The following is an 11,466-nucleotide window of genomic DNA, read 5'->3' on the forward strand; positions in this document are numbered from 1 at the left end:
GAGTAGTACGCGCCCGGCGCGACGCAAGCGAGAAGGAGGGGGGAGGGATGGCCGGTCGCGGCAATGCGAACTTTGGCGGTTCGCCGCGAACGACCGGGAGCGCGCTGAGCGCTAGATCGAAACGTGTACTGCTAGGTACGGCACTCGTACCAGCCCTTCGTCCGGTTAACAATGCGCACGACCAGAAGCATGACCGGCACTTCGATCAGCACGCCGACGACGGTGGCCAGCGCCGCACCGGAATGGAAACCGAATAGGCTGATCGCCGCCGCAACGGCCAGCTCGAAGAAGTTCGATGCGCCAATCAGGGCCGAGGGGCACGCAATGTTGTGCTTCTCGCCAACTGCCCGGTTAAGCCAGTACGCAAGCGCAGAGTTGAAGAACACCTGAATCAGGATCGGCACCGCCAGCAAGGCGATGACCAGCGGCTGTTTCAGGATCGCTTCACCCTGGAACGCGAACAGCAACACCAGCGTCGCCAACAGCGCAGCGATTGACCACGGGCCGATCTTCACCATTGCGGCATCGAACGCCGATTGGCCTTTCGCGAGCAGCGCCTTGCGCCAGATCTGCGCAAGGATCACAGGGATGACGATGTAGAGGACGACCGAGGTCAGCAGCGTCGCCCACGGCACCGTGATGGCGGACATGCCCAGCAGCAGCCCAACCAACGGCGCAAATGCGATAACCATGATGCTGTCGTTCAACGCGACTTGCGACAGCGTGAACAGCGGATCGCCGCCCGTCAGCCGGCTCCACACGAACACCATCGCCGTGCACGGCGCGGCGGCCAGCAGGATGAGGCCCGCGATGTAACTGTCGATCTGGTCTGCAGGCAGCATCGGCGCAAACAGGTGGCGGATGAAAAACCAGCCGAGAAACGCCATCGAGAACGGCTTGACGAGCCAGTTCACGACAAGCGTGACGCCAATACCTTTGACGTGCTGACGCACCTCATGCAACGCACCAAAATCCACCTTGACCAGCATCGGGATGATCATCACCCAGATCAACAGCCCGACCGGGAGGTTGACCTGTGCGTATTCCATCCGGCCGATCTGCTGGAACAGGCCAGGCAGCACTTGGCCGAGCACGATGCCGGCAACGATGCAGAGCGCCACCCAGACAGTCAGGTAGCGCTCGAAGAAGTTGATGGCGGGCCTTGTGGCGGCCTGTGCTGGCGGCGCTACGTTCGATGCAGTCATTGGACAGGCTTCAGATCAGTTTTGCGAAATGCGTTCCAACGCCGTTTGAAGCTCGGCATTGCTCATGCCATCGAGCGGCAGGGCCAGCAGTTGCAGCATGCGGTAGCCGATGGCCTGGCGTGTCAGCTCAAAGGCCTGGCGCTTGCTTTCGTCACCGCCGGGCGCATTGGATGGGTCGGCATAGCCCCAATGCACTTTCACGGGACTGCCGGGCCAATACGGGCAGGTCTCCGCTGCAGCGCTGTCGCACACGGTAATGACGATGCGCATCTGCGGTGCGCCGTCTGCAACGAACTCGTCCCAGCTCTTGCTGCGGTAGCCGGTGGTGTCGATGCCTGCGTTGGTGAGGGCTTCGAGTGCAAACGGGTTGAGGCGGCCGCTCGGTGCGCTGCCGGCGCTGTAGGCGCGCACGTCTTTGCCGAGTTGTTGGGCCCAATGGTTGAGCATGCCTTCGCTCAGCACGCTGCGTGCGGAGTTGTGGGTGCAGAGGATGAGGACGTTGGTGGTCATGGGTTCGCTGTCAGCAGCAGGATGAGCCGGACTTCACTGCGATACCGATCGGCTTGCCTTTCGGGGCACGGGGTGCGCAGCAGGCAGAACTTTCCGTCGTGGCTTCTTCCTTCTTGTCTTCGCGAAACACCGGGATATTGCCCAGCGAATGGAAGTGCTCCCAGGCGATGCCCTGCGGGTCGGTAATCCAGTGCTTGTCGCTGCGGGCATAGCAGCAGGTGGTTTCGCCTTCGTCCAATAGGGCCATGTCTGCAACTTCGGCGCGGGCTTTCAGCTCGGCCAGCTCGGCAGCGTCATCGACTTGGAAGCCAAGATGGTCCACGCCCGCGGCGCTGCCACGCGTCGAGATGGCGAAGTTGATGCGTGGGTCGTCCAGCATCCACTTGGCGTAATCGGTCTCCACACGCGTCGGCTCGGCTGCAAACAGCTTCGAGTAGAAGGCGATGCTCTTGCTCAGGTCGTCAACGTGGAGATGGACGTGAAATCGTTTCATGGGATGCTCCTTCAGCACTTGCAGGCGGCGGCGTTTGCTTCCAGGCAGGTTTCGCCCTGGCAGCAGTTGGCGGTCAGGAAGCCCAGCAGGGCGTTCATGTGGTCATACGCCGCGCGATAGATCAGGTTGCGGCCGTCGCGCTCCTGCGTCACCAGGCGCGCGGCTGTCAGTTCCTTGAGGTGGAATGACAGCGTGGCACCCGGCACGTCGAGCTGTTCGGCAATCGCGCCTGGCGTGAGGCCCGTTGGCCCCGCAACCACCAGCATGCGGAACACTTGCAGGCGAATGCCATGGGCCAGCGCGGCGAGGGATCGGATAGCGTCGTTTTCTTCCATATTTCCAATATATTCGAAATGTTTGACGGCAGCAAGGCGATCAGCCTGCGATGTCGGGAACAACTTGGGGAGCACTTGACGCTATTGCGCGAGAGATTGGGCGGTGGCATTCGGTGGCTGCATCACCAATGGCCAACGCCTGCATGCTGCTTTGCCCACAACCCAGCCAGGGGCTCGATGCCCGACAGAGGGTTTATAGGTTTACTTCTTTATGTATACAGATAGTAGTAGTAGATAACGGTGGATAAGTCCTGTGGATAAGCACCAAAAGCGCTTTGACATCAAAGGCTTGCAGAACGGACAACCCATCGGACAGCGTGTGCTGTCGCGTGGATGAGTCCGGGGCATCGCGTCTGACCCTGTCGACCCAGTGGGAAGTTGTTCCTGTGCTATCTGCCCACTGACCCCGGAGAACCAACACGCTTGTCCCTGGAGTTATTCACAGGGGCAGGGTGCGTTATCCACAGCGGGGTTCTTCAAGTCCGACTAGTGCGGGTAATACTCCAGCTCGGCAATGCGCGCCCGGATCGCCTCGACGTTCAGCCCTTCAATATCGGGGCTCGCCATTGAGCCGCTGTCTGCGCGCCACGGTGCGTTGTCGGCGGCCCGCTGTGCGTTTCGATAGGCCAGCCATGCACGTTGGGCGTTGCGGATGGCCTGGCGAGAGGCCGGGTCCGTCTTGCTCATGACCGCCTGATACAGCGTATTCATCTGGCGGTCGTAGGCTTGGTAGGCGGTGTGCGTGCACTCGGTCATGCCGGCCGTCGTGGTGCCTCGCGGGCTCTTCAGGCATTGCTGGAGCGCGTCGTCGACCGGGTCGGCGGCCGATGCGGCCAAGGGCAGCAGCAGAGCCGCGAGTGATAACGCGCGCACGGCGCGACGCACAGCCTGGTTGGCAGAACGGCGTGTCGGGCGGGGCTGATTGATGTGCATCGGAAGGGCCATTGCGTACCTCATGGTTTTCACAGCCGGGTGGTTGCCATGGTAGGAAAAGTCTTGCCGTGCCGCACGGGGCGCGCGATGAAAGCGGCCATGTGCGGAGAAAGCACACCACACGGCCAAATTCCACAGCACAATCGCGCACACGTTCCCATCCAGTTCCCAAAGGTTCATCCAATGACGCCACTTCGCGGCATTGCCGCCATCGCATTTGGCATTGCTTTTCTGCCCATGGCTGCGCACGCTGCCAGCTTTGACTGCGCCGCCGCGCGCAGCCCGATGGAGCAGGCCATCTGCAATGACGCACAACTCTCCGCCTTGGATAGCCAACTGGCCGATGCATACCGCGCTGCGTTGAACAAGCGCGGCGCCGACACCGACGCATTGAAGGCCGAACAACGCGAATGGTTGAAACAGCGTGCGCCTTCCGGCCAGATCGACGTGGCAGCGTTGAAAGAGGCGTACCGCACGCGCATTGACGAGGTGAAATCGCAACCCGTGTTTCCCGATCCGGGCGAGCGAGTGGATGGCCCGGTTTACCACCTGAAGGCAATCGCCAAGCAGCACGATTTCGTGCTCCGCATGCTCGAAGCCTGTCCGGCGGAAAGCAGCAAAGAGGACACCACCTGCGAAGGGCCCGCCCAGTTGCTCATTCATGACAAGGGCCAACGCGCCGTGCGTCAGGTCATCAACCTGCCGAAGGTGTTTGTCACGCTGCCCAAGGGGGGCATGGGGCCCCTGGTCAATTCGACGCGTCTCTATGACTACCAGGGCGTGATCAACGTTGGCGATTTCAACTTCGACGGCAAGGAGGACTTCGGCATCCAGACCGGCAACGAGGGCAGTTACGGTGGCCCCAGCTATGACGTCTATCTGTTCAATGCGCAGACCCAGCGCTTTGTGCGCAACAGTGAGATGACGGGGCTCATTCTGGAAACACTCGGGTTCTTTGAAGTGGATGCCAGGAACAAGCGTCTGCGCACGTGGGCGAAGAGCGGTTGCTGCTATCACGAGCGCACGGTGTACGCCGTCGAACACGATGTACCGGTCGCCGTTGAACGCCGCATTGATGACGCGCAGGGCGGCGGCGACAAGATGAAAGTCACCGTGGAAACACTGGTCAACGGCAAATGGCGCAGCAAGGTGCATTACGAGCCGATGCCGAAGTGAACGCGCTCACAAACAATATCAACAGACATGAAACACGCTCGCCTGCCCCCTCTGCTGTGCGCTGCCGGCCTGCTGCTTGCCGCGCAAACCCTCCACGCTGCTGAAGACGCCTGCACCGCCCAGGTGGACAGCGCAATCAAGCGGGCCTACCCCGCTGCAAAACGTGCAGGCCGTGGTTACAAGGTCGGCGACGCGCACATCCAATTGCCGGAGGAGTCCGACCCGCATGCGGTGGTGTGCCGCACGTGGCCCGCGCATCCGGAACTCACGCTCATGGCCGTGCCGCTCATGCAGCAGGAGGACGCAGACGCGGGCACCAATGAAGGCGACCTTGAACTGTTCGTGGTCGACAGCGCCAACGGCAGCATCCGGCAACGTCTGCGCCTGCCAGCGCGTATGTCGGACGATGCGGTGCGCATCCGGTCCGTCACGTTCGATACCGCGCGCTACGTGGTCGCGCCAGGGCAGATGGCATTCGGGGTGCGCATCGTCAAAGAGGGCAGTTCGCGGCCCAATCCGTTCAACGAGACCGGCCTATGGCTCTACACCGTCCAGGGCAATCAATTGAAACCGGTGTTGAACGGCGTTGTCGTGGAAAGCGGCGGCGGTGAATGGGATACCAACTGCGCCGGCGCGTTCGAGCAAACCAAGCGCACGCTGAACATGACATCGGACACCCACAACGGGTACGCCGATATCGCGGTGTCGGAAACCAAGTCCTCGTCCACCAACACGGTCGACAAGGCCGGCGAATGCCAGACGCACGACGCCAAGCCGCGGCGCACAACCTACCGGCTTGCGCATGACGGCAAGCAATACGTCGTGCCGAAGGCGCTGATGCCGTTGGATTGAGAGGCAAGCGTGGGCGGGATCGCTCCGCCCTCATCCTGGCGTCTACGCCATCTCGCCTAGCCAACGGCTGATAACGCAAACGCGGCGCCCGTCCTATACCTACGGTGTTCGGCCATGCATGGCCGTGGCGGCTTTGTCGCGGCGCTTGCCCTGGCCATCACCCAGGAGGCAAATCATGCGCATGCTCGTCAACGTGCGGATTCCGCACGAACCCTTCAACACCTACGTGCGCGACGGTTCCATCGCCGAGCTGATTCCGCGCGTGATGGCCGAGAGCAAGCCCGAGGTTGTCTACTTCACGGAGCAGAACGGCCATCGCGGCGCAGTGCTCATCGTCAATGTGGAATCAGCCTCGCACATTCCCGCGCTGGCGGAGCCGTGGTTTCTGCTGTTCAACGCAGACTGTGAGTTCCGCATCGTGATGAGTGCGGAGGATCTGCAGAAAGCGGGGTTGGCGGAGATCGGCGCCAAGTGGAAGTGAGGTGACGCCTCGCGGCGCTCATCCCCCGCCCATCCCCTTGTGCGGTGCACCTGCGGTTGTCGTTACGTTTGGTTGCACTCAAACGCACGTTCTCATCTGCGCGTCCCTACAATCGGTGGAACCAAAACCGAGAAGGAGGAAACAGATGACCCGAGCACAATGGATGGTGGCTGCCGCAATGGCCGCGCTGTGCACCGTTTCGCTGTCGGCGCAGGCCAAGGGCGGGAACGCCGGTGGCGGCTCTGCTGCACATATGAGCAGCCACGGCATGTCCAACACCAACGGCCCGGACAGCATGGACCGCGATAAAGGCAAGGCGCGTGCGGCAGACCGTGCGCATCAACATGGCAAATCCACGCAGCACAAGCGCGCGGGCAAGGGCAAGTAAGCGCCGCAACGCAGCAAAGAAAAAGCCGGTCACGCTGACCGGCTTTTTTGTTGCGCGAGTACGAAGTCAACGGCTCAGCAATTGCCCTTCTTCGCCTGTCCCGGCGGGCAGAAGCCATTGCCCGGGCCGCCTTGTGGGCGCATGACGGGGCCATCGTCGGGCAGATAGACACAACCGCCCAGCAGCGATGCGCCCAAAGACAGGATGAGGATGATGTTCTTCATTGTGTGGTGAGGGGCGGGCTCCGCCCCCCTTTTTCCCTGGTTAGAAACTGAAGTTGACCCCGGTCTGGCTGCCGGCCGAAACGTTGACCGGATTGCTCAGCGTGGTGCCCGATGCACTGGTGGCCTGGACCGAATACTGGCCCGCCGATGCCGACACTGCCGACAGCGCGATCGGCAGCGTCGCGCTGTACGTGCCGACCAACGGTGCGGCCGCGGGCAACGCCAGCGAGTACGCGCCGGTATCGAGGTTGGCATTGGCCGAGGTGATCTCGTACGACACCGAGTTCACCGTCTGCAGCGCGCGCAGCGTGGCCTGCGCCGATGCGGTCGCCGTGCCGGAGGCGGTATTGGTGGTGGAGGCCGGCAGCGTGATCGGCGCGCCGGTGGTGGAAACCGTGGTCGTCGTGCTGGCCGTGACAGGCACGGTGCGGATGATGCCCGTGGCGTGGCCGGTCGGCTGTGCGTTGTCCACGATCACCACGTCATAAGCGCCATTGGTGCTGCTCTGCACCAGCGGCGACAGCACAAACTTGCCCGTGGAGTCCGCCACCGTGCCGCGGATGACCTGGCCGTTCTGCTCGGCATAGACCGTAGCGCCGGCCTGTGCGGCGGGCACGTAGCCGGTAATCGAACCGCTCACGACCGTAGGCGTTGCCGTAACGACAGGCTTGAGGCTGTAGCCGCCATTGCCCTGCTGCACGATCGATTTGCAGGCGTTGAAATCCAGCACCAGATCGACCAGCGTGTTGGGCTGCACCGTGAAGGGCTGGATGATCTTGTAGCCGCTCTGCGTGCCACTGGGAGTGGCCAGCGCCTGCTCGGTCGACGAGCCAGTGACCACCACGGAATTGGCCAGCGTGTTGCCCTGATTGGGAGACAGCACCAGGCGCAACTGCTGATATTGCCCGGCGGGCAGCGGGGCCGTACCGAGGTCAGTCAGCACGCCGTTGGTGAGCGATAGCAGATCGACCTTCTGCGGTGTGGCCAACGCGATGTCGGTCCAGCCGGCGTCGGTGTCGGCGGCCGACGCGCTGGCGTTCACGCGCACCTTGTTGACCGTGACGTAGACGTGATCAAAGCCGCAGGACGGTGCGTCCGTCATCGAGACATGGAGGGTGCCCGTGCCGGCATCCGTACCGCCATCCCCGCCGCCGCATGCTGCGATGAGGAACGGCAGAGGCAATGCAAGCAGGATGTTCCGATAAGTTGTTCTCATGGTTGTCTCCTCAGTTTGGGGGGGTGCCCGAAGCATAGTCCTGGCCGTGGCACGCACTTTGGTCGATTTGAAACCAATCGTAACGCCGCAGGGGTGAGTGCGGTCTCACCCATTTGGGTTGCAAACGCTTGCGGTGCGCAGAAGATATTGCGGCGCGCGATCGGGCACTGCCGATCGTGTGTCAGCGATGCAGCAGCGGATACAGCCCCAAGCCAAGCAACGCAGCCCCCGCCACGATCACCGGCTCGGGCAGCTTTTTGAACCTCACCAGCAGCAACACTGTGGCCACGGCCAAGAGCGCCGTCGGCACATCGACGATCGAGCGCTTGGCCAGGACGATTACCGCGCCGGTAATGGCACCCACGGCCGCTGCTGTTACGCCATCGACAAAGGCCAGGATGGCGGGCAGCTTGCCGTACTTCTTGAAGTACGGCGCCGGCAGGATGGTGAACAGGTAGCACGGCAGAAACGTGCCAAGCGCGGCCACACACGCGCCGGGCAGGCCCGCCACCAGGTAGCCGATAAAGCCGACGGTGATGACCACCGGGCCGGGCGTGATCATCGCCACGGCCACCGCGTCGACGAACTGCTTGTCGTTGAGCCAGTGGTGCCCTGTGACCACGCCGCCGTAAAGGAACGGCACGATGGCGAGCCCCGAGCCAAATACGAACGCCCCGGCCTTGGCGAAGAACGCGCCAAGCTGCGCAAGCAAGGGCCAATCGATCGTGCCGAGCAAACCGCTGGCCGCTGCCACGGGTGTGACGGCAACCGCGTTCATGCGGCCCTGGCGCAGCCACTTGGGCGGCGCGCGCCAGAACCACACCAGAACGCCGGCCGCCAGGAAGAGCCACGCCACTTCGGATTCAGTCACCACCGTCACTGCCGCTAGCAGCAGGTAGACGGCCCACAACAGCTTGTCTTTGCCGACGCTCTTGGTGGTGAGTTTGTGCGCGCTGATGGCGATGATGCCGATCACTGCCGCGCCCACGCCGTAGAACACCGACTGCATCCACGTCAGGCCGCCAAAGCGGACATAGGCCCAGCCCAGCGCCACCACCATCAAGAACGAGGGCAGCACGAAGGCAATGCCGACCAGCGTGGCGCCGACGATGCGGTAGTGAACGTAGCCGAGGTAGATGGCCAGTTGCGCGGCCAGCGGCCCCGGCGCGAGCTGGGCGAGCGCGAGGCCTTCCTTGTAGTCGGCCTCGGTGATCCAGTGGCGTGTTTCCACCAGGTCGCGGCGCATGTAGCCAGCCAGCGCAACGGGGCCACCAAAGCCCAATGCGCCAAGCCGGAGGAAATACAGGACCAGCTGCCGCAGCGTGTAGGTGGGGCGTTCGGGGGCAATGTTCATGGGCTACCTGCGATGGGTGACTGCGGTCATGTTTTCCGGCCGCTGGAAAAATGCACATACAACGAATCGAGCACGGTGCCGATCTCTGCGAGCAAGGCGTCGTCGTCCGTCAGCCGCTTGCGGGCGCCCGCCAGGATCGCCTCGAACCCGCCGGCTTCCGGCGTGGCCGCGCCGCCCACGTCGAGCGCATGCACCATGGCGCCCAGGCGCGCGAGCCCGGCGTCGTCATCGAGCCCAAAGCTGGCGATGAGCACCTCAAACGAGACGCGCTCGCCAACATGCGTGAACGCTGCGCCATCAAAGTCGAAGCCGAGTGCGTCGGCAGGGCAATCGGACGGGCTGTCGAGCCACAGGAACCGCGCGTGCGGATCGATGAAGCGGTGGATGAGCCAGGCGCTGGCAACGCGGTCCACCCATAAGTGCCGGCGTGTTGCCCACAGGCGGCCCTGATATTGGGTGGGATCACGGCGCGGAATGCTGCCGGAAGCGGCGCGGGGTTCGCCCGCCGATTGCGTGGCTTCGGCCGCCGCAGCAAAGTCGCGCCATTGCGCATCGGCGCGCACGGTCGCTTCGTTGGAGAAGAAATCGATCTTGCGGATGGCCTCGTAGGCGCGGGCATGGCGGCGCAGAAGCCGGTTGCGCTCGGCGCTGGGCAGGTCAGGGAGCGTCTTGCGCGCTTCAGACAGCTCGGCCAGCCACTCGGCATAGTCGGGCGTGCGGTCGAACAGGGCGCGGTAGGCCGCGTCTTCCGCCGCATCGCTGGCCTGCACGCGCAGTACCCACGCCTGGCCGTCTTCCTGCAAGGTCTCGTCTGCCAGGTCATTGAGTTGCGCTGCGTGTTCGGCACGCGCAGGCAGCAGGTAAACGCCATCGCGCAAGGCCGCACAGCCGATGGCTTTGATGGCGCGCCAGATACGCATGCGCGCGGTTGCTCTGGCAGTGGGCAGGCTGACGATGAGCAGCAGCCACGAATCGGGGGAGGCAGTCATGACGGCAGCATAGGCGTGCGTCATAACCGCTGCAATGTTGTAGAGATGCCTACACAGAAGTGCCCGCCGCCCCACGCATCACGGCACAGACAGACCCATCGCTCTGGTCAGAAACGCCTTGACGTCGGCCTCTGCGCGCTGGGCTTGCTCCAGGTTGGCGCCCGTGGATACACCGCGGACAGTGCAGCGCTTGTAGTCAGCCTCCATCGCTTGGAGGCTGGCGTACTTCTCACCGGTCTGCAGGTGGTAGTACGCATCGTGCTGCACGTCGATCATGGTCTGCGGGCACTCGCGCGCCGTGGTCGCACCCGGGAAGTACTTGAAGTACGCCCGCGTGTTGTCGAAGTCGTGATACGCGCCGGGGTACACATGCACCTCGACGGTCTGCCCGTTACGCTGCATGATCTCCGCCGCATTGCGGCAGAGCTGCGCGGGCGTGTAGTCATCTTTCTCGCCCAGCGCGAGCATCAGCGGGGCGCCTGCCAGCGGTGGCGGCGGCACTTCCCACCAGAACGCGGAGCACCCCGGGTAGAAGCCGATGAGCGCCGCAAACCGCGTGTCGTCATCGATGACACCTTTGCGGAACGCATCGAGCGTCATGTCCAGTGCCACGCCGCCGCCGCGTGAAAAACCGATCTGCCCGATGCGCTTCGGATCGATGCGCGGGTCGGTGCTCAGCAGCTTGAGCGCGAACAGCGCATCGGCGTCGTTGGCCGCCGGGTTCAGCTGCGACTGGTTGTCCATCGTATTGGTGATGCCGCGTGGGCCAAACGAGTCCACCACAAAGGCGGCCATGCCCATCCGGTTGAACAGCCGTACCCACCGGTCGACGTCTTTCTGCTGCGGCCCCGCCGAGCCGTGTGAGATCACCATCGCGGGCACCCGACCCTGCAGGGTCTCGGGCAGATACAACGTGCCCCAGATGGGCGTGGGCGTCTTGTCGAACTTGCGATGCACCAGCTCCCATTTGCTTTTGGGGGTGACGCTGTTGAAGTGGATCCGGCCCGTTGGTTTTGCAGAGAGATCGCTGACGATTTCCTGGGCTGAAGCAGGCACGGAGATCAGCGCGATGACGAGGATGCCGAGCATCAACGCGCCGATTGCATTCCACCGCCACGCGTATATGCACCCGGCGTCTTTTTCATCGCGCAAATCAGTGCAGCTTCTCATTTGTTCTTTCAATAGTAGAGAAAGGGTCATCGCTGGAATTCTAGGTTGGTAGCGGTTCTTCGCTTCTTTCTTTATTGAATGGAAATAAAACGCGGCTCATTCGATGTTGGGAAGAAACACATTCTCAAATACCGTTGATT

General features: G+C 62.9%; 14 protein-coding genes. 4 read left to right on the top strand and 10 right to left on the bottom strand.

The features are described from left to right. Nucleotides 1-131: 131 nt before the first annotated feature. The 5 genes from arsB to BG83_RS0113185 all read right to left on the bottom strand — a co-directional run bounded on the left by arsB (nucleotide 132) and on the right by BG83_RS0113185 (nucleotide 3,488). Nucleotides 132-1,205 (bottom strand): ACR3 family arsenite efflux transporter, encoded by a 1,074-nt coding sequence (arsB, locus tag BG83_RS0113165; protein WP_024977168.1) that lies wholly within the window; start codon nucleotides 1,203-1,205, stop codon nucleotides 132-134. 15 nt (nucleotides 1,206-1,220) lie between these two features. Continuing rightward, entirely contained in the window at nucleotides 1,221-1,715 is a 495-nt protein-coding gene (locus BG83_RS0113170) for an arsenate reductase ArsC (protein ID WP_024977169.1), read from the bottom strand. A gap of 10 nt (nucleotides 1,716-1,725) precedes the next feature. Next, nucleotides 1,726-2,208: an ArsI/CadI family heavy metal resistance metalloenzyme gene (locus BG83_RS0113175; RefSeq protein WP_024977170.1), complete on the bottom strand. Its 483-nt coding sequence runs from the start codon at nucleotides 2,206-2,208 to the stop codon at nucleotides 1,726-1,728. An 11-nt stretch (nucleotides 2,209-2,219) separates the two neighbouring features. Further along, the gene (locus BG83_RS0113180; RefSeq protein WP_024977171.1) at nucleotides 2,220-2,543 is read right to left on the bottom strand and encodes an ArsR/SmtB family transcription factor; all 324 of its coding nucleotides are present in this window, start codon (nucleotides 2,541-2,543) and stop codon (nucleotides 2,220-2,222) included. Between the two features lie 486 nt (nucleotides 2,544-3,029). Beyond that, nucleotides 3,030-3,488, bottom strand: a complete 459-nt coding sequence (locus tag BG83_RS0113185) for a lysozyme inhibitor LprI family protein (protein WP_024977172.1) — start codon at nucleotides 3,486-3,488, stop codon at nucleotides 3,030-3,032. A gap of 171 nt (nucleotides 3,489-3,659) precedes the next feature. Between BG83_RS0113185 and BG83_RS28325 the strand changes: the two genes are divergently transcribed. The 4 genes from BG83_RS28325 to BG83_RS0113210 all read left to right on the top strand — a co-directional run bounded on the left by BG83_RS28325 (nucleotide 3,660) and on the right by BG83_RS0113210 (nucleotide 6,373). Next, nucleotides 3,660-4,652 carry a lysozyme inhibitor LprI family protein gene (locus BG83_RS28325; RefSeq protein WP_051541484.1) on the top strand — a complete coding sequence of 331 codons (993 nt, stop codon included), beginning with the start codon at nucleotides 3,660-3,662 and terminating at the stop codon, nucleotides 4,650-4,652. Nucleotides 4,653-4,679: 27 nt separating this feature from the next. Further along, nucleotides 4,680-5,504, top strand: coding sequence for a hypothetical protein (locus tag BG83_RS0113200; RefSeq protein WP_024977173.1), 825 nt, complete (start codon nucleotides 4,680-4,682; stop codon nucleotides 5,502-5,504). A gap of 175 nt (nucleotides 5,505-5,679) precedes the next feature. Beyond that, on the top strand, nucleotides 5,680-5,985 hold the full coding sequence (locus BG83_RS0113205) for a hypothetical protein (RefSeq protein WP_024977174.1): 306 nt from the start codon (nucleotides 5,680-5,682) through the stop codon (nucleotides 5,983-5,985). Between the two features lie 145 nt (nucleotides 5,986-6,130). After that, the gene (locus tag BG83_RS0113210) at nucleotides 6,131-6,373 is read left to right on the top strand and encodes a hypothetical protein (protein WP_024977175.1); all 243 of its coding nucleotides are present in this window, start codon (nucleotides 6,131-6,133) and stop codon (nucleotides 6,371-6,373) included. 74 nt (nucleotides 6,374-6,447) lie between these two features. On the opposite strand, the gene BG83_RS29670 is transcribed toward BG83_RS0113210, so the two are convergent. The 5 genes from BG83_RS29670 to BG83_RS0113235 all read right to left on the bottom strand — a co-directional run bounded on the left by BG83_RS29670 (nucleotide 6,448) and on the right by BG83_RS0113235 (nucleotide 11,245). Next, nucleotides 6,448-6,597, bottom strand: a complete 150-nt coding sequence (locus tag BG83_RS29670) for a hypothetical protein (RefSeq protein ID WP_037031851.1) — start codon at nucleotides 6,595-6,597, stop codon at nucleotides 6,448-6,450. Between the two features lie 40 nt (nucleotides 6,598-6,637). Then, nucleotides 6,638-7,813 (bottom strand): DUF4382 domain-containing protein, encoded by a 1,176-nt coding sequence (locus BG83_RS0113220; protein WP_024977176.1) that lies wholly within the window; start codon nucleotides 7,811-7,813, stop codon nucleotides 6,638-6,640. Between the two features lie 181 nt (nucleotides 7,814-7,994). Then, nucleotides 7,995-9,167 carry a chromate transporter gene (locus BG83_RS0113225; protein WP_024977177.1) on the bottom strand — a complete coding sequence of 391 codons (1,173 nt, stop codon included), beginning with the start codon at nucleotides 9,165-9,167 and terminating at the stop codon, nucleotides 7,995-7,997. Between the two features lie 26 nt (nucleotides 9,168-9,193). Beyond that, a complete protein-coding gene (locus tag BG83_RS0113230) occupies nucleotides 9,194-10,156 on the bottom strand; it encodes a chromate resistance protein ChrB domain-containing protein (protein ID WP_024977178.1) in 963 nt (320 codons plus the stop codon). 78 nt (nucleotides 10,157-10,234) lie between these two features. Then, nucleotides 10,235-11,245: a dienelactone hydrolase family protein gene (locus BG83_RS0113235; protein ID WP_024977179.1), complete on the bottom strand. Its 1,011-nt coding sequence runs from the start codon at nucleotides 11,243-11,245 to the stop codon at nucleotides 10,235-10,237. Nucleotides 11,246-11,466 lie beyond the last annotated feature (221 nt).

The organism is Ralstonia pickettii, from assembly GCF_000607165.1.
Taxonomy (GTDB): Bacteria; Pseudomonadota; Gammaproteobacteria; order Burkholderiales; family Burkholderiaceae; genus Ralstonia; species Ralstonia holmesii.